This is a genomic window from Flavobacterium ajazii, from assembly GCF_010614725.1.
In the GTDB taxonomy this organism is placed as follows: domain Bacteria; phylum Bacteroidota; class Bacteroidia; order Flavobacteriales; family Flavobacteriaceae; genus Flavobacterium; species Flavobacterium ajazii.
In genome coordinates this window covers 63,472-80,002 of the sequence record NZ_JAAEHL010000002.1, presented here as the reverse complement: position 1 = coordinate 80,002, position 16,531 = coordinate 63,472, and the positions used below count along the sequence as shown (strand labels likewise).

Annotated in this window: 20 protein-coding genes; 9 read left to right on the top strand and 11 right to left on the bottom strand. The window is 34.7% G+C overall.

The genetic code is table 11. The features are described from left to right. Positions 1–115 precede the first annotated feature (115 nt). The 5 genes from GWR14_RS02965 to GWR14_RS02945 form a co-directional block, all read right to left on the bottom strand. Positions 116–583 carry an SRPBCC family protein gene (locus GWR14_RS02965; RefSeq protein ID WP_163407570.1) on the bottom strand — a complete coding sequence of 156 codons (468 nt, stop codon included), beginning with the start codon at positions 581–583 and terminating at the stop codon, positions 116–118. A gap of 67 nt (positions 584–650) precedes the next feature. Continuing rightward, entirely contained in the window at positions 651–1,550 is a 900-nt protein-coding gene (locus GWR14_RS02960) for a MerR family transcriptional regulator (protein ID WP_163407569.1), read from the bottom strand. 72 nt (positions 1,551–1,622) lie between these two features. After that, positions 1,623–2,582, bottom strand: coding sequence for an ion channel (locus GWR14_RS02955; protein ID WP_163407568.1), 960 nt, complete (start codon positions 2,580–2,582; stop codon positions 1,623–1,625). A 121-nt stretch (positions 2,583–2,703) separates the two neighbouring features. Further along, complete coding sequence (locus GWR14_RS02950; RefSeq protein WP_246236268.1) at positions 2,704–3,204, bottom strand: tetratricopeptide repeat protein; 501 nt, start codon at positions 3,202–3,204, stop codon at positions 2,704–2,706. 122 nt (positions 3,205–3,326) lie between these two features. Continuing rightward, the gene (locus GWR14_RS02945; protein ID WP_163407567.1) at positions 3,327–4,217 is read right to left on the bottom strand and encodes a Fic family protein; all 891 of its coding nucleotides are present in this window, start codon (positions 4,215–4,217) and stop codon (positions 3,327–3,329) included. 310 nt (positions 4,218–4,527) lie between these two features. Between GWR14_RS02945 and GWR14_RS02940 the strand changes: the two genes are divergently transcribed. The 6 genes from GWR14_RS02940 (at position 4,528) to GWR14_RS02915 (ending at position 12,196) form a co-directional block, all read left to right on the top strand. Continuing rightward, entirely contained in the window at positions 4,528–4,908 is a 381-nt protein-coding gene (locus GWR14_RS02940) for a hypothetical protein (protein ID WP_163407566.1), read from the top strand. A 170-nt stretch (positions 4,909–5,078) separates the two neighbouring features. Next, a complete protein-coding gene (locus GWR14_RS02935; RefSeq protein WP_187356522.1) occupies positions 5,079–6,158 on the top strand; it encodes an efflux RND transporter periplasmic adaptor subunit in 1,080 nt (359 codons plus the stop codon). A gap of 114 nt (positions 6,159–6,272) precedes the next feature. Continuing rightward, positions 6,273–9,440: an efflux RND transporter permease subunit gene (locus GWR14_RS02930; protein WP_163407565.1), complete on the top strand. Its 3,168-nt coding sequence runs from the start codon at positions 6,273–6,275 to the stop codon at positions 9,438–9,440. After that, positions 9,433–10,872 carry a TolC family protein gene (locus GWR14_RS02925; RefSeq protein ID WP_163407564.1) on the top strand — a complete coding sequence of 480 codons (1,440 nt, stop codon included), beginning with the start codon at positions 9,433–9,435 and terminating at the stop codon, positions 10,870–10,872. The genes GWR14_RS02930 and GWR14_RS02925 overlap by 8 nt, the downstream gene beginning before the upstream one ends. Positions 10,873–11,106: 234 nt before the next feature. Beyond that, complete coding sequence (locus GWR14_RS02920; protein WP_163407563.1) at positions 11,107–11,550, top strand: SMI1/KNR4 family protein; 444 nt, start codon at positions 11,107–11,109, stop codon at positions 11,548–11,550. A 256-nt stretch (positions 11,551–11,806) separates the two neighbouring features. Continuing rightward, positions 11,807–12,196: a VOC family protein gene (locus GWR14_RS02915; RefSeq protein WP_163407562.1), complete on the top strand. Its 390-nt coding sequence runs from the start codon at positions 11,807–11,809 to the stop codon at positions 12,194–12,196. Positions 12,197–12,269: 73 nt separating this feature from the next. On the opposite strand, the gene GWR14_RS02910 is transcribed toward GWR14_RS02915, so the two are convergent. Continuing rightward, the gene (locus GWR14_RS02910) at positions 12,270–12,494 is read right to left on the bottom strand and encodes a helix-turn-helix domain-containing protein (protein ID WP_163407561.1); all 225 of its coding nucleotides are present in this window, start codon (positions 12,492–12,494) and stop codon (positions 12,270–12,272) included. Between the two features lie 59 nt (positions 12,495–12,553). Here GWR14_RS02910 and GWR14_RS02905 point away from each other — a divergent pair, with 59 nt between their 5' ends. From GWR14_RS02905 to GWR14_RS02895, 3 genes are all read left to right on the top strand, one after another. Then, positions 12,554–12,742, top strand: coding sequence for a SymE family type I addiction module toxin (locus tag GWR14_RS02905; protein WP_163407560.1), 189 nt, complete (start codon positions 12,554–12,556; stop codon positions 12,740–12,742). 196 nt (positions 12,743–12,938) lie between these two features. Then, positions 12,939–13,361 carry a lipocalin family protein gene (locus GWR14_RS02900; protein ID WP_163407559.1) on the top strand — a complete coding sequence of 141 codons (423 nt, stop codon included), beginning with the start codon at positions 12,939–12,941 and terminating at the stop codon, positions 13,359–13,361. A gap of 232 nt (positions 13,362–13,593) precedes the next feature. Continuing rightward, positions 13,594–14,004, top strand: coding sequence for a VOC family protein (locus GWR14_RS02895; protein ID WP_163407558.1), 411 nt, complete (start codon positions 13,594–13,596; stop codon positions 14,002–14,004). 57 nt (positions 14,005–14,061) lie between these two features. On the opposite strand, the gene GWR14_RS02890 is transcribed toward GWR14_RS02895, so the two are convergent. From GWR14_RS02890 to GWR14_RS02870, 5 genes are all read right to left on the bottom strand, one after another. Next, positions 14,062–14,277, bottom strand: a complete 216-nt coding sequence (locus tag GWR14_RS02890; protein ID WP_163407557.1) for a hypothetical protein — start codon at positions 14,275–14,277, stop codon at positions 14,062–14,064. Positions 14,278–14,288: 11 nt separating this feature from the next. After that, positions 14,289–14,699: a single stranded DNA-binding domain-containing protein gene (locus tag GWR14_RS02885; RefSeq protein ID WP_163407556.1), complete on the bottom strand. Its 411-nt coding sequence runs from the start codon at positions 14,697–14,699 to the stop codon at positions 14,289–14,291. Positions 14,700–14,843: 144 nt separating this feature from the next. Then, positions 14,844–15,125: a membrane protein insertion efficiency factor YidD gene (yidD, locus tag GWR14_RS02880; RefSeq protein ID WP_163407555.1), complete on the bottom strand. Its 282-nt coding sequence runs from the start codon at positions 15,123–15,125 to the stop codon at positions 14,844–14,846. After that, positions 15,126–15,356 (bottom strand): hypothetical protein, encoded by a 231-nt coding sequence (locus GWR14_RS02875; protein WP_163407554.1) that lies wholly within the window; start codon positions 15,354–15,356, stop codon positions 15,126–15,128. A 57-nt stretch (positions 15,357–15,413) separates the two neighbouring features. Beyond that, positions 15,414–16,478: a type I restriction endonuclease gene (locus tag GWR14_RS02870; protein WP_163407552.1), complete on the bottom strand. Its 1,065-nt coding sequence runs from the start codon at positions 16,476–16,478 to the stop codon at positions 15,414–15,416. Between the last annotated feature and the right edge of the window lie 53 nt (positions 16,479–16,531).

Genomic DNA, 16,531 nt, shown 5'->3' with positions numbered 1-16,531 from the left:
GATGTAAAGAAGAAACATATTTCTCAACACATAGTTATGTGTTTTAATACAAGTGAAATGCCTTTAGCCACAAACAGAATCTATGCTTCTATGTGTTTAAACTTAAAATCTGTAATTATAATTTTGGATTAAACAATTCATCAATCTTATTACGACGATATTCGAAAATGGTTTTCAATTTATTTTTTACCACTAACCGGTTCATGAGGCGTCCTAAAATTCCGAGTGGTAATGCATAATGAACAATATCTGTCATTTTCGTCCTGCCATCTTCTGTAGGTTCAAAAAAGTGTTTGTGGTGCCATAATTTATAAGGGCCAAATCGCTGAATGTCTAAGAAATAAAGATTTTCTTGACAGGCAGTAATTTCGGTAACCCAGGAAATTTTAATTCCCAAAAGTGGTTTTAAAGTATAGGAGATAATTTGTCCTTGATACATTCGCTTGTCATCAAAATCCTGAATTTCAAAACTCATGTTGTCGAGTGTTATGGTTTGCAGGTTTTTTGGACTCGAAAAAAAGTCCCAGCATTGAAAAATGCTGGCATTTATATATTGTACGGTTTCTATTTTGTATAATTTCATAACGATACGATATCAATTGACAGCCTGAATCTGTTATTGAAATTGGTTTAACGAAATGTATAAAAACTTATAATTTAAGAATAGTTTCCTCCATGGAGTCAAAAACAAATGTTCTTTCGGATAAGTTTTCTCTGTTTATGTGTTTCGTCATTTTTCCCATTAGCCAGATTTCATTGTCTTCAGAAAGCAGTTTTTGTTCCATCAGTTTTACATACTGATTAACAAAATTAGGATCAGGCTGAATAGTCATAAAGGTAGCAAAAGTTATTGAATTGAAATGTCTGGTAAGGTCCTGAAGATTTTCTATCGGCATACTTTCGCCTAAATAAATTGCTTTGTAACCCCTTAATAGAATTTCGTACTGAATGTACAGCAAACCTATCTGATGTACTTCATTCATCGGTAGTGAAAGCACAAATACCTTGTCGGTTCTGGTTGGTTTCAGAATCTGAAGGCTTTCAGTATAAATTAATATTTTCTGCTTAATAAGGTGGCTCATGAAGTGTTCATTGGCCGGGCTTATGGTTTGGGATTGCCATAATAAGCCTAATTCTTTCAGTAAAGGCAGGAAATGATCCTTGAAAACTTCCTGAAATGATTTCTCTGAAATTAGCCAGTCGAATGTGTTGAAAAACAATTCCTGATCAAAATTCATCATAGCCATCTTAAAAGAATTGATAGCGTAGTTTTTTGAATTTTTTTTGGTCGTAATTTCGCGAACCAGCTGCGGAATTTTTTCTTCAGGAAAAGTAGCTATTTTGGATATTTTGTATCCGTATTCGTGAAGAAGCGTAATGTTTAAGAGTTTTTGTAAACTGGCAATATTGTACAACCGAATATTGGTGTCGGTACGCATTGGTTCAAGGACATTGTATCTTTTCTCCCATATTCTGATGGTGTGCGCTTTGATTCCGGATAAGTTTTCAAGATCTTTTATACTGAAAACGGTCTTAATATTGTTTATCATTTTTTGCAATTGGATAAACAAAAATAGAATAAAATCTGAAAAAACCCTTATGGAAGGCTTAAAATGATAGTATTAGAAGGTTATTCTCTCAAAATTGTTTAATATGTCCAGATGTAAAATGGTTTTTGAACCGTTTTTGCTTCGGTTATACATGGTCTGAAATTTTGCTCCATAGATAATTTCATTAAAAGTATAAGAGGTTCTGGCAGCAACTGTATTACTAAACATATCATCAAAAGTGGTAATGAATACCAAAATTTCACCATGATTTTTTTTGAAATCTTCTTCAGTAAAATTATATAAAGGGCTGTTTTCTGTAATGGGATGAACTAATGTCCAGCTCAAAGAGAGGGCATTAATTCGATCCAGTTCTAAGTCAAGGTTATAAAATTTGTTTGTGAGGTTCCCGTTTTCTTCCACAGTCATTCCGAGAGTCACTTTTGCCTTAGCATCTGTAAAATTGGTATTTTTAAAAGGAACAAGACGAATCATCAGTCCTTTACCTTTTCCATAAGGAGAAATTAAGGCATGATGCGAAAATTTTAAAAAGGCTGTCGGTTTGCTGAATCTTCCAAAAAATAAACCAGTCGCAATGGCAAAACTTAAAAGACCTATTAAAGCTTCTGCAGCAGAAAGGGCACTGGTTAAAAATCCTGTCGGACTGATATGTCCGTAGCCAACTGTTGTAAAAGTCTGGGCACTAAAGAAATATGCCTGGCCAAATTGTGTCCATATACTTTGAGATTGTGCAATTCCGTCAAGATGCTCAATTCCGATTACATAATAAAGAATTGCAAAAAGAAAATTGATTACAATATAAAATATAAACAGAATAAGCATGAATTTCCAGTTGGGCATATCAATCATGGTATGATACCAGCTGATTCTGCGTAACAAATGCATGCCTCTTTTTTCGATATTAGGGGTTCCGTTTTTATTTACAAATCGTCCGCCGTAACTGTTCGCATTGGTACCGAAACCTGAATTTTGATCTGTTTGAAAATTATGGTTTATTTTTTTTAAAAGAGCCATTTGTTTTTATTTTGAACAAATGTAAGGATTAGGTTGATAAGACCCTGTTTTATACAAAAAAAGCAATCTGTAAAAAGTTAAATTCTACAGATTGCTTTGTATACGATTTATTAAAAATATTCTATTTACAGAAAGTAGCTCTGTTTTTAATAGCGCTCTGACTTCCTAACTCTATTGCTTTAGAAAAATCTTTGCAACAATTTTTTTTGTCACCTGATTTATTGTATGCTAAAGCCCTAAGGTTATAAGCCACATAATCTTTTGGATTGATGCTAATTGACATTGTACAGTCTTTTATTACATCAGGATAATTCATTAATTTGTAATTGACATTTGCTCTTCCGGAATATGCACCGGAATTAAAGTCATCTAATTCCAGAGTTTTGTTAAAATCGGCCAAAGCACCTTTTAAATCTTCAAGTTTAAATTTTGCAACGCCTCTGTTTTGGTAAGCTTCTACAAATTTAGGGTTTTTGCTGATTGCCTTAGTATAATCTGCGATAGCACCTTTTGTATTTCCTGTTTCAGCTTTTTTCATTGCTTTGTCGAAATAATCATTTGCTGATTGTGACCATACTGAACAGGTTGCCATAAAAAATAAAGTAAGTAATACGTGTTTCATAAAAACTAATTTGGGGTTTAAATTAATATGAAACGAATATAGAAATATTTCTTTTGCAAGAGTGAGTCTTTTGCTTAAAAAAAATGGAAAGTAAGAATTAAATTTTATGTATAGAGGATCATTTATTTAAAGTTTATTTCAAAATAATTAAGGAGAGATTTATAGTTATCCTGAGTGGTAAGACAAGTGTCTAAAAGATATTCCTGCACAAGATTCCATTCCTGTAAGCCTCTATAATAGAATAGTTTTAGTTCTTCATCAATTATAAAAGGAACAATATTATTGGCAAGACATTCTTTAAACATAATTAATCTTCCTACGCGACCATTGCCATCCTGAAAGGGATGAATGATTTCAAATTGCTGATGAAAAGCAATAATATCTTCAAAGGTTTTCTTTTCTTTTTTATGATAGTTAAAAAGTAACTCTTTGATTTTTGCGGAAACTTTATTAGGAGGACAAGCTTCATTACCTCCAACTTCATTAGGCAGTTTTTTATAATCACCAACATTAAACCAATCTTTTCTGCTATCTGATGTGCCTGATTTCAATAAAAAGTGTAACTCTTTAATTAGACCTTCTGTAAGCTTGCTTTTTGCTTTGTCAATAATCAAATCGATGCAGCGAAAGTGGTTGGAAGTTTCAATAATATCGTCTACGTTCACACTTTCTTTAGAAGCTCCAATTGTATTAGTTTCAAAAATAAAACGTGTTTGTTCTTGACTAAGTTTACTTCCTTCAATACGATTGGAATTATAAGTAAAATCAATTTGTGTCCGATGATAAATACCACCTTTTAGTTTCATTTCTTTTTGCTCTTTTAAGTGATTGAGCAATATGTTATTACTGAATTTTTTGTTTCCTTTTTCAGCTAATGCGGTATCTTCGGGAATGTTCCATGTTTTACCAGTAAGGAAAGCTCCATTTATTTTTCCTGTAGCACAATGGTGACGTACAGTCCTTTCGGATAGTTTCCATTTTTTAGCAAACTCACTAACTGAAATATATCTCATAGTTTATTTAAACTGCCGTTATCGGCAAATATATGATAAAAAACTTTAAAATTTTGTGTTTTTTTGCCGATAACGACATGGGAAGATATTTTTTATCAATTAAATTAAAAGGTAAACTATTTAAAATCAATTTAAAAGCTTTTATAGAGCGATTGAAGAAAAAGTCTTCTATTTTTTACAAATAAAATCTGAAAATTGAATTGTTAAATTTATAATTAGTGATTGAAAACGTTTTCGTTCGTTTTTAGTTGTTAAACCTTATTAAAATTTATTTTTTTGTTTCGATTCTTTGCTTACTTTCGCAACCAATATGAGAAGAATAATTGTATTTCTGGTATTCATGAATTTCCTTCTGCTTGGCGGAGGGCAATATGTTAATGCCGGTACACACCAAAATTCTCATCACACTTACGAACACAAACACCGCGTAAAGTATATCACCCACGAGCAGGGAACTTCTATCATTGAAGAAGCTGACGTTGATCTTGATGAGGAATTTCTGGGCGGTGATTCTCTTAAAAATGATTTAGGCGGTAAAGTTTTTGCTGCAAATTATAGTCTGCTTGATAGCTGGTATCTGACATTCTCAGATCAGATTACGATTAATTATTACAGCCATTTCAAATTCTTTGTGCCATTCTGTGGCTATTCAAATCCTATTTACATTACGCAGCGCGTTTTAAGAATCTGATAAATATTATACATCGGTTGCCTGAGTTATGAGCATATTCATATCTCGTGATGTATATTTTATTTCTTCACATGGGACAGTTCTGTTCTGACTATGGTTACTGATGCTTTTACCTCTAAAGGAATCTTTGCATTCCAAGCATTCAATCGCTTAATTTCCATACTTAAATCATGAAAAGAATTGTTTTCACAGGCTTAATTGCCTTAGTGTGCCTAACCAGTTGTACATCTAAAAAAGAAGAAAAAGAGGAAGCGGAAAAATTTACAGTAACTAATCCTGTAAAAATTGATACTTCGTTTACCAAAGAGTATGTTTCGCAGATACGTTCTGTACGAAACATCGAAATTCGTGCCCAGGAAAAAGGGTTTTTACAAAATATTTATGTTGATGAAGGTCAGTTTGTAAAAGCAGGCCAGTTATTGTTCAGAATCATGCCAAATATGTATCAGGCAGAATTACTGAAAGCACAGGCAGAACAAAAATCTGCAGAGATTGAAGTTTTAAACGCCAAAACCCTGGCAGATAAAAATATTGTTTCTAAAAACGAATTAAGCGTTGCCCAGGCAAAACTGCAGTCGGCAAAAGCAGAAGTGGCACTGGCAAAACTTCATTTATCATTTACTGAAATCAGAGCTCCGTTTGACGGAACGATTGACCGTATTCCGTTGAAATTAGGAAGCCTTATTGATGAAGGAGAATTGTTGACGAGCCTTTCTGACAACAGTCAGATGTTTGCTTATTTTAATGTTTCTGAGCCGGAATACCTGCAATATCAGACTAATGTAAAAGACCGTGCCGGAAATAATGTAAACTTACTTCTGGCGAATGGCGAATCTTTTAAATACAAAGGAAAAGTAGAACTTATTGAAAGTGAATTTGATAATGAAACCGGAAATATCGCATTTAGAGCACGATTTGCCAATAATGGAAAACTGCTTAGAAACGGTGAAACCGGAAAAGTTCAGATGCTGGTTCCGTTGAAAAATGCTATTGTGATTCCACAAAAAGCAACCTATGAAATCCAGGATAAAAAATACGTATTCATAGTTGGTAAAAACAATAAAGTAAGTTCAAAAGAAATCACGATTACAGGCGAAATCCCGGATTTATATGTGATCAGCAGCGGACTTACTGAAAATGATAAAATTTTACTGGAAGGGGTTCAGAAAGTAAAAGAAGATGACAAAATCAATTACGGTTACATCGCTCCGCAAAAGGTAATCAACAATTTACGATTAAAAGCAGAATAGGTTTTTGTTTTTGTTGTTTCAAGTTTCAGGTTTCAAGTTGAGCTTAAACCTGAAACTTGAAACCTGAAACAATTTTAAACTTTCTCTTAGTTCAATCATTAAAAAAGCAAACAGATGTTTAATAAATTTATACAAAGACCTGTACTGTCGATAGTAATATCGCTGATAATTGTCTTTTTAGGGGTGTTGTCTGTAATCAGTTTACCTATTACGCAATTCCCTTCTATATCTCCTCCGATGGTTAATATTACGGCAGATTACCCGGGATCGAATGGAGAGCTGATGATCAAATCGGTTATTATTCCGTTGGAAAGAGCCTTAAATGGTGTTCCGGGAATGAAATATATGACCTCAGACGCCGGAAATGATGGTGAGGCAAGTATTCAGGTAGTCTTTAATTTAGGTACAGATCCGAATCAGGCTGCGGTTAATGTTCAGAACCGTGTGGCTTCGGTAACCAATAAATTGCCTCCTTTGGTAGTGAGAGAAGGGGTAAAGATTACCCGTGAGGTACCAAGTATGTTGATGTACGTGAATCTTTACAGTACTGATAAAAATACCGACATGAAGTTCCTTTATAACTATGCAGATATCAATATACTGTCAGAGTTAAAAAGGGTAAACGGTGTTGGATCGGGAGATATTTTAGGTACTCGTGAATATGCCATGCGTATCTGGTTAAAACCGGACCGAATGCTGGCGTATAAAATTTCTGCCGAAGAGGTAATGGAAGCATTATCCAGCCAGAGTTTGGAAGCATCTCCGGGAAAAACAGGGGAAAGTTCCGGTAAGCGTTCTCAGGCATTTGAATACGTATTGAAATATTCAGGACGTTTTACAACCAAAGAACAATACGGAAATGTTGTCGTAAGATCTAATCCTAATGGAGAACTTTTACGTTTAAAAGATATTGCCAATATTGAATTCGGAAGTTCAATGTATGATATTTATTCGAACCTGAACGGAAAACCATCTGCGGCAATTGTATTGAAACAATCTTTTGGAAGTAACGCGAATCAGGTTATTGAAGATGTAAAAGCCAAACTGGAAAAAATTAAAACCAAATTTCCAAAAGGAATGGATTATGAAATCTCGTATGACGTTTCTAAATTCCTTGATGCTTCTATCGAAAAAGTAATTCACACTTTGGTTGAAGCTTTTATTCTGGTAGGTTTGGTAGTGTTCCTTTTCTTAGGAGACTGGCGTTCTACGGTTATTCCGGCAATTGCGGTTCCGGTTTCATTGGTGGGAACATTCGTATTCATGACTTTCTTCGATATTTCGCTTAACTTAATTACGTTATTCGCTTTAGTATTGGCAATTGGAGTCGTCGTCGATGATGCTATTGTCGTTATCGAAGCCGTCCATGCCAAAATGGAAGAAGAACATCTGTCGCCATTTAAGGCTACTAAAAAAGCGATGCATGAAATTGCGGGGGCCATTATTGCAATCACTTTCTTAATGGCGGCAGTATTTATTCCGGTTGCCTTTATGTCAGGTCCTGTGGGAGTTTTCTACCGACAGTTCTCAATTACAATGGCAACTGCAATTATACTTTCGGGTATTGTGGCTTTGACTTTAACGCCGGCTCTTTGTGCGATGATGCTGAAAAATAATCACGGTAAACCTAAAAAGAAAACTCCGGTAAACAGGTTTATCGATGGTTTCAATAACAAGTTTAACCTGGCTCAGGGAAAATACCAAAATGTACTGGCAAAAATTGTAAACCGAAGAGCGGTAACAGTTATTGCACTTCTTGGATTTTGCGCCGGAACATGGTTAATAAGCGGAACGGTTCCTTCTGGATTTATTCCGAATGAGGATCAGGGAATGTTCTATGCGATTATCCAGACTCCTCCGGGTTCATCATTAGAAAGAACAAATAATATTGCAGAGCAGTTACAAAAAATAGCCGAAGGTATAGAAGGTGTAAAATCAGTTTCATCATTGGCTGGTTATGAAATTTTGACGGAAGGTACAGGAGCAAATGCCGGAACCTGTCTGATCAACCTGAAAGACTGGAACGACAGAAAGCAATCTGTTCAGGAAATTATGATTGAACTGGAAGAAAAGTCAAAAGATATTCCGGGAGCCAATATCGAATTTTTCCAGCCACCGGCAGTTCCGGGATATGGAGCAGCTGGAGGATTTGAGCTTCGTTTATTGGATAAAACCGGTACAAGTGATTTCAAAAAACTGGAAGAGGTAAATAAAGAGTTTGTTGAAGAACTGAACAAACGTCCTGAGTTATCTAACGTGTTCAGTTTCTTTAGTGCGAGTTTCCCTCAGTACATGATGAAAGTCGACAATGATCTGGCACAGCAAAAAGGAGTTTCTATCGAAAATGCGATGAACACTTTATCAACGCTTGTAGGTAGTAACTATGAAATCAGTTTCATTAAATACGGAATCAACTATAAAGTAATCGTTCAGGCAGCACCGGAATATCGTGCTCAGCCGGATGATATTTTGAAATTGTATGTAAAAAATGATCATGACGAAATGGTACCGTTTTCAGCCTTTATGAAACTGGAAAAAGTATACGGTCTTTCAGAAATTACGAGACACAATATGTACACGTCTACAGAGATCAGTGGTGGTCCTGCTCCGGGTTACAGTTCCGGAACAGCGATTAAGGTGATTCAGGAAGTGGCAGCCAAAAAACTGCCAAGAGGTTATGATATTGACTGGGCAGGTATCTCTGCCGATGAGGTGGCTCAGGGAAATCAGGCCATTTGGGTATTCTTAATCTGTTTAGGATTCGTGTATCTGGTTTTAGCAGCTCAGTACGAAAGTTTCATTTTGCCATTATCTGTAATTCTTTCATTGCCGGCAGGTATTTTCGGAGCTTTCCTTCTATTGAAATTCGCAGGATTAGAAAACAACATTTATGCTCAGGTTGCCATGGTAATGCTTATTGGATTGCTGGGTAAAAATGCCGTACTGATTGTAGAGTTTGCTATTCAAAGACATGCCGCAGGAAAATCAGTTTTGGAAGCTGCAATGGAAGGTTCAAAAGCTAGGTTCCGTCCGATTTTGATGACTTCGTTTGCGTTTATTGCCGGATTATTGCCGCTTGCTTTTGCGACTGGTCCGGGTAAAATTGGAAACAGAACCATTGGTACTGCAGCAGCAGGAGGAATGCTTATCGGAACCATTTGCGGGGTATTTGTGATTCCGGGACTGTATTACATTTTTGGAAGAATTGCCGAGAAGTATAAACTGGTGAAACATGAAGAAGAAAATCCATTAACTGAAGAAATTGACAACAATCATGTATAAATTCAAAGCATATCAATATAGTATTGCATTAGGTCTTTGTCTTGCTGCAGTGGGCTGTAAAGCTCCTGTAGCAGAGACTGCAACGGCAAGTGCGCCTGTTCCGGAATCTTTTGGAACAGGGAAAACCCTGGACACAGTCAATACAGGTTCCATGAAGTGGAGAACATTTTTTAAAGATCAGAATCTGATTGACTTAATTGATGCAGCCTTAAAAAATAATCAGGAGTTAAATATTACCCTGCAGGAAATCGAAATTGCAAAAAATGATATCCGTGTTAAAAAAGGACTTTTATTACCATCTGTAGGTGTACGTGCCGGAGCGGGATTAGAAAAAGTAGGGCGCTACACGAGTCAGGGTGCAGGTGATGCTACTACAGAAATAAAACCTGGGGTAGAAACTCCAGATCCGCTGGGTGATTTTACCATTGCTGCTTATGCCAATTGGGAAGTAGATATCTGGAAAAAACTGCGCAATTCTAAAAAAGCGGCAGTAAACCGCTATCTGGCAACCGTAGAAGGGAAAAACTTTGTAATTACCAATCTGATTGCTGAGGTTGCCGATTCCTATTACGAATTATTAGCTTTAGACAATCAGTTGGAAATTGTAAAACAAACGATCGAATTGCAGACAAATGCTTTAGAAATCGTAAAAATTCAAAAGCAGGCTGCAAGAGCTACAGAACTTGGTGTTCAGAAGTTTCAGGCTGAGGTATTGACTTCAAAAAGTTTAGAATTTGATATTCTTCAGAAAATTAAGGAGAACGAGAATAAAATCAATTTTTTATTAGGAAGATATCCGCAGGAAGTAAAAAGAACCAATAGTAATTTTTTGGCTTTATTGCCTGCTGAAGTAAATTCCGGAATTCCGTCTCAGTTACTGATGAACCGCCCGGATGTGAAGCAAGCCGAATTAGAACTGGTGGCAGCCAAATTAGATGTAAAAGTTGCCCGTGCCGAATTCTATCCTTCTTTGGATATTTCGGCTGCATTTGGCGTGCAGGCTTTTAAACCGTCTTATTTATTTACATTTCCGGAATCTATTTTGTACTCACTTGCAGGAGATCTTGCAGCGCCACTGATTAACAGAAATGCGATCAAGGCTGAGTTTTCAAGTGCCAATGCAAGACAGCTTCAGGCTTTGTACAATTATGACCGTACCATTTTGAATGCGTATCTGGAAGTTTCAAATCAGCTTTCTAAAATCGATAATTTACAGAAAAGTTACGATTTAAAATCACAACAGGTTGACGCCTTAAATAAATCAATCGAGGTATCGAATGACTTGTTTAAGTCGGCAAGAGTAGATTATTTCGAAGTTTTGATGACACAGCGTGATGCTTTAGAATCAAAACTAGAATTGATAGATACCAAAAAAGAACAGCTCAACGCAGCAGTTTATGTCTACAAAGACTTAGGCGGCGGCTGGAAATAATATCATTTTTTATATTAATAGTTGTAGGATTGAACCTCCCGGAAAGTGAAATTTTCGGGAGGTTTTTTTGTGGATGATTTGAATGTTGATTTTCTTTTGTAATAATAAGATTGTTATATTAGCTGAAATTAATTCCAGTATTTCTTATTGTATAAATTCATTTAATAGATGGAATTGTAGCCATTCTTTGGCTGATATGAAGAAGAGTTAAGGTGCAACCATAAAAATAACCCAATGAATAATAATTTGGATATGCCTCAATGCGAAGATGAGATTTGGGCTAGAAGTGTTGTTGAAAGATGGAGAAAAATGGGAATAAAACTTAACCCTCCAGCAACACTAAAAGAGATAATAGAAATAGAAGCTGAACTAAATTTTTCATTTCCAAATTCTTTTAAAGAGCTATATAAATTGGCAAATGGATTTCGGGATTGGGATTTTACAAATGAATTGATGTCGATTTCTCCTCTTAGTAAAATACTTAAAGATTATAAAGAAGATGAGGATGAAGATTTTATACCTTTCTGTGATCACTCTATTAACTTATTTTGGATTGGTTTTTTAAAAAGTGAATCAGGTGTGTTTTTAAGCAGTTACACTGTAGAACCATTAGCGTTGACATATAAGGAGGCAATTGAACTAATAAACACTGGAGACAGAAGACTTTTTGAGAATTAGATAAGAGATCAATCTGATGCTTGTTTGAAACCTGTAGAGGCCCAAATTGTTTTTCATGAACAGGATTATGTAAACAACAGTTATAGAAATTACGAAGAAGATAATACTGTTTTTTGTAATGTTGCAATTGAACCATTGTGGTAAATGAGCCGCGTTGCAAACGCTATAACCTATGTTTGAAGTAAGTAGGTACTCGTTGTAAACGAGCACCAGATTTTGCAAAAAAAATATAGACAACAATTAAAATCATTATAAAATGACTCTGAACAATACAATAAGTATAAAACCATTTCTAACAGTAAATGATGGTAAAAAAGCCCTTGATTTTTACGTTGCTGCGTTTGGTGCAACCGAAAAAGCGAAATATGAATTGTCAAACGGAAAAATAAGTGCTGAATTAGCTATCGAAAATGCCTCATTTTTTATTGGAGATGAAGAACCGGAATTTGGCAACTTAAGTCCTAAAACTGAATCCGATAGTCCTGTCAGATTAATTCTTACAACCCCAAATGCAGATGAGTTGTTTGATCAAGCCTTAAAATTTGGCGCAACTGAAATATGCCCGATGACTACAGAAGAAGAATGGCGAATTGGAAAGCTAAAAGATCCTTTTGGACACATTTGGGAAATTGGTTATGTCCTGTAAATGAAAACAACTAAATCTGATACTCGTTACAAATGGGCATCAGATTTTTTTGCAGATTTAGTCGCGGAGGTATTTAAGATAAATCTACTAAGTTTGATAATGAAATCCCCAAAGTGTTTGTGATTTTAATTAAGGTTAGTAATCGAGGATTTGTTTTACCATTTTCAATCATGTGCAATTGAGTTCTACTAATTTCACAATCAAAAGCAAAAGATTTCTGATCAAGATTTTTTGCCTCTCTCAATTGCTTAATTTTTTCGCCTAAATCCTTAAAATATTTTTCTTCTTTCGTGTTCACTATAGCGAATATCTAAAATTAATACGTATCTTGTGTTCGTAATAACGAACACTGGAACAATGAACAGATTTAGAAAACTCAAAATTCATAAAAAATATCAGGCCAGAACTTATGGCGGTACCACTATTCCTGAAATTAGGCTGGAAGGGAAATGGCTTGAAAAACTGGGTTTCAGAGAAGGACAAATAGTAAACATAGAACAAAAGAAAAACAAGCTCACGATTACTATAGATAAAAAACAGAAATAACAGAAGTTAATCTGTTACAGATTTCTTTGAGAGCAATATAAGCAGTAAGATAATTTACTCAATCCTTTCAGTGGATGCTATAAAAACGTGTTTTTGACCACAATACCAATTATGTAAGTTATTTCTATAATTATGAAACTCATTTGCTTATGTTGAATGTAATTTAGCATTAAACATAATTTAAATACAAAAAGACATGAAAACTAGAAATTTTTTATACGTAATAGCACTAAGTTTTGGGTTATTCGCAACAACATCTTGCAGTAACGAAGACAATGACGGAGAAACAATAGTACCAATTCAGGGAAAGTATGAGTTAAGCAAGGTAGGATCAGCAGATACTAACGGAAATGAAGTGTTATTTGATGCACCGGAAAACGAAAGCGGCTGTAATAAAGATTACTTAGATTTAAGACTGAGTAATGCAGCAGTAATTGGTGATTATGATGGATCCAGCTGTACCTTGACAGAAACGACAGGAACTTATGTAAGATCTCATAATGATTTAACGATCAGTGTTGGTAGTACAAGTTCTACTTCTGATATTATGAATCTTACGAACAAAGAACTAAAATTAAAAGATAAGACTACAGGTGTTATTACTGTTTATACCAGATAAAATGTATTTAAGGGAATACCAGATTTATTTTGAATTAGAATTAAAACGGAAATAACTGACAAAAGTTATTTCCGTTTTTTTATTTCGAGGTTATATATAAAGTCTTTTATATTTAACTTAAAATGCAGCTTTCGAAAGTATTTTACTTATCGATATAAAGCAGATGAAATAGTTAAGATGTATTGAATTTCATTATATTAGTTGATGATTCTGACAACTTAAAAAAGTAATTATGGGAGATCAAAAAAAGCAAACAGATAAATTAGAACCAAAGGTAACAGGAATCGGAGGGATTTTTTTCTTTTCAGATAATCCGCAGGAAACAAAAGACTGGTATGCCAAAAATTTGGGTTTCGAAATCAGTGATTGGGGCACCTCAAGTTTTGAATCCCGCGACGTCAATAAACCTGAAGAAATAAACTCGTTACAGTGGAGCCCTTTCCAAAAAGGAGATGAATATTTTTCGCCATCCAAAAAAGATTTTATGATCAATTACCGCGTTCAGAATATTGAAGGTCTGATAGATAAACTTAAGGAAAACGGAGTAACTATCCTTGACGAAATTGCAACTTATGATTATGGCAAATTTGTACATATCATGGATGCGGAGAGCAACAAAATTGAATTGTGGGAACCTGCTTAGGATAACTAATGATAATAACAAAACCTCTCCGAATTTAACTCGGAGAGGTTTTGAATTTCAATCTTCCCAGCCACAAAGCGTTAATCCGTAGCCTTGCGCCTGCGAAAGAGGTACTTTTGTTAATTGATGTCGGCAAGCGGTTAAGCCACGGCAATTTTCTTTATAATGATATTTTTTTGCGCCGGTTGGTCCGCATATAAATACATTGTTCTCCACAGGCTGAAAAGAAGAAAGAGAAACAAATAGCAGGATTAATAATAGGTTATATTTCATCTGAGGCGTTTTTATTTGACCATTAAATAATATTCATTTCTTTTTTTATCAAAAGCTTTTAGCTTTCCGTAAGAAATCCATTCTGTGTTGATTTCGATATCTCCAACGCTGTCATTAATTAAAATTCCGGCGCCGTATTTTCCCTCCACATTTATATTCCCGAAAACAGAGTCGCCTTTACTATTGGTCCCTTTTACATCATAATTGTATTCATAATGTCCTGAATATCCGGTTCTGTATTCGTATTGATAGGTTTTGTCAACATGATATGTTTTGGCTTCTTCGGGCGTAATTGTTTTGCGGTCGTCTGCCGTAATCACTTTTTTGTAAAAAGAATTGATTTGCGGTGGAGGAGGAGCATCAGCTTTTTTACAGGAAAATGTAAAAAATAGTAAAGACAGGATGGAGTAGTTCTTTAGCATAAGCAGCGTGGTTTTTAAAGTAAAGTTGGCTTAAGTCAGTACTTTAGAATTTGTTTTTAGTCAATTTGTGATAAATCTAAATACAATCTGGCCGTTTAAAATGAGTACTTATACCTGATTTTATATTTCCTTTTATTTTGAAATTTAAAGAGTTAATCTTTCCGCTATTTCTTCCCTTTCAACTATAATCTGAGAGGGAAGAATTATTTGAACGCTATCATTAATTGGATTTCTAAAAACCTGAAAACCGCTCCTGCAATTTTTGTATCGAAACCAGAATGCTTTTAAACCGCTTACAAAACCTTCTTTTTGAGTTATTTCAAAAACATAATTTGAACAGGATTTCTTAAAAATGCATTTTCTTCTTTTAGATTGCGGAACAATGTTCCAATACATTTTAACAGCAAACAAGATTAAATACTTCATCTATTTTTTAAAGATAACTAAATGAGTAAAGAGTGTTTGGGCAGGCCTTGCTCCAAATCCAAAACAGCCATGTTCTGCATGCACAAAAGTGGTTATGTTTTCTACGCGGACATATTGCCAGTCTTTTTCAGAATAATGTTTTATCAGACTTTCTAACTGTTCTGCAATTTGGGCTGATGAATTTTTCTTTCTATCTATTGAAGCTGCGAAGGGTACTACTTTATGTTCCATAATTTTTTTGATTTATTAGATTAAATATTTGATCTTAAATTTTCTAAAATAAATGTTTTACACCTGAACCTGACCATCATAAATTTCCAGGGTATCCAGCAATTCTTTTTCGAAATGGTAAATATCATCTATAGATAAAATAGCCGTTTTGGATTCTGTTTTGTTATCATTAAAAAGGCTGATGTATTTTTTTCCTCCGTTAAGGTGTAGCCTGCAAAGCGGTTTTCGGTTATTATCGTCTAAAAGAATTCCGAAATACGATTGTGTGTCCCGATGAACAATTCTCTTAATCGGAATTTTTCTTCTCAAAATCGCTACAACAATTCTGTAAGCTTCCAGTTCTTCTTCAGTGGTAATGATTTTACCATCTTCTTCGGCAGGTACTATTTCTTCATCCTGCTGTTTAATTGTTTCTTTTGTTAATGCAGCGTTGAGACGGTCATTAATCTTGTCATTAATGTATTGACTAAGTGATTTCTGAACCAAATCCTTAAACTCGTCTACTACTTTTTCAGTTAATCTTCCGACATATACTTTATTTGCAAAAAGTTTAGTGAAATCATTCGATGGATTTTCAAGTTCTGCATTGATCTGCTTTTTGATTTCTTTGATATATTTTAAAGAGCTCGCATTGCTGACAATATTATTTACATCGAAATTAGATTTGTGAAATTTGGTAATCTCGTTAATCGTATTTTCTTTAAGATTTGTGATGTCAAATTCCAGAAATGGTTTTTCATCCATTTTGTTTGGAGCATCCAGATCGGTAAAAAACTGGTAATTGATTCCGTTTGTTAAGAGAGCGAATCTGGTTTTGGTAACATGGAAATAGCGAAATAACTGCGAATTATGAATGGTCAGTTTTTCTTTCCAGCTTTTGCATTCTACTATTATGATTGGTTCTCCGTTCTGGAAAATGGCATAATCTACTTTTTCGCCTTTTTTTAAACCAAGATCAGCGGTAAACTCAGGAACAACTTCAAGCGGATTAAAAGCATCGTATCCGAGAGAGTTTATAAAAGGCAATACAAAAGCATGTTTGGTAGATTCTTCTGTGTCGATTTTGTTTTTTAGCTGATTGATTTTATCGGCTAATGATTTTAGTTGAATATTGATTTCCATTGGTTGTTGGTTTAAATTAATAATTCAAATGTAGAGTCAATTAAAATCAGTAT

What these genes read in the sequence shown, in the direction of transcription:
- GWR14_RS02965 (WP_163407570.1), bottom strand. Translation starts at nt 583, where the DNA reads ATGAAATTATACAAAATAGAAACCGTACAATATATAAATGCCAGCATT.
- GWR14_RS02960 (WP_163407569.1), bottom strand. Translation starts at nt 1,550, where the DNA reads ATGATAAACAATATTAAGACCGTTTTCAGTATAAAAGATCTTGAAAAC.
- GWR14_RS02955 (WP_163407568.1), bottom strand. Translation starts at nt 2,582, where the DNA reads ATGGCTCTTTTAAAAAAAATAAACCATAATTTTCAAACAGATCAAAAT.
- GWR14_RS02950 (WP_246236268.1), bottom strand. Translation starts at nt 3,204, where the DNA reads ATGAAACACGTATTACTTACTTTATTTTTTATGGCAACCTGTTCAGTA.
- GWR14_RS02945 (WP_163407567.1), bottom strand. Translation starts at nt 4,217, where the DNA reads ATGAGATATATTTCAGTTAGTGAGTTTGCTAAAAAATGGAAACTATCC.
- GWR14_RS02940 (WP_163407566.1), top strand. Translation starts at nt 4,528, where the DNA reads ATGAGAAGAATAATTGTATTTCTGGTATTCATGAATTTCCTTCTGCTT.
- GWR14_RS02935 (WP_187356522.1), top strand. Translation starts at nt 5,079, where the DNA reads ATGAAAAGAATTGTTTTCACAGGCTTAATTGCCTTAGTGTGCCTAACC.
- GWR14_RS02930 (WP_163407565.1), top strand. Translation starts at nt 6,273, where the DNA reads ATGTTTAATAAATTTATACAAAGACCTGTACTGTCGATAGTAATATCG.
- GWR14_RS02925 (WP_163407564.1), top strand. Translation starts at nt 9,433, where the DNA reads ATGTATAAATTCAAAGCATATCAATATAGTATTGCATTAGGTCTTTGT.
- GWR14_RS02920 (WP_163407563.1), top strand. Translation starts at nt 11,107, where the DNA reads ATGAATAATAATTTGGATATGCCTCAATGCGAAGATGAGATTTGGGCT.
- GWR14_RS02915 (WP_163407562.1), top strand. Translation starts at nt 11,807, where the DNA reads ATGACTCTGAACAATACAATAAGTATAAAACCATTTCTAACAGTAAAT.
- GWR14_RS02905 (WP_163407560.1), top strand. Translation starts at nt 12,554, where the DNA reads ATGAACAGATTTAGAAAACTCAAAATTCATAAAAAATATCAGGCCAGA.
- GWR14_RS02900 (WP_163407559.1), top strand. Translation starts at nt 12,939, where the DNA reads ATGAAAACTAGAAATTTTTTATACGTAATAGCACTAAGTTTTGGGTTA.
- GWR14_RS02895 (WP_163407558.1), top strand. Translation starts at nt 13,594, where the DNA reads ATGGGAGATCAAAAAAAGCAAACAGATAAATTAGAACCAAAGGTAACA.
- GWR14_RS02890 (WP_163407557.1), bottom strand. Translation starts at nt 14,277, where the DNA reads ATGAAATATAACCTATTATTAATCCTGCTATTTGTTTCTCTTTCTTCT.
- GWR14_RS02885 (WP_163407556.1), bottom strand. Translation starts at nt 14,699, where the DNA reads ATGCTAAAGAACTACTCCATCCTGTCTTTACTATTTTTTACATTTTCC.
- yidD (WP_163407555.1), bottom strand. Translation starts at nt 15,125, where the DNA reads ATGAAGTATTTAATCTTGTTTGCTGTTAAAATGTATTGGAACATTGTT.
- GWR14_RS02875 (WP_163407554.1), bottom strand. Translation starts at nt 15,356, where the DNA reads ATGGAACATAAAGTAGTACCCTTCGCAGCTTCAATAGATAGAAAGAAA.
- GWR14_RS02870 (WP_163407552.1), bottom strand. Translation starts at nt 16,478, where the DNA reads ATGGAAATCAATATTCAACTAAAATCATTAGCCGATAAAATCAATCAG.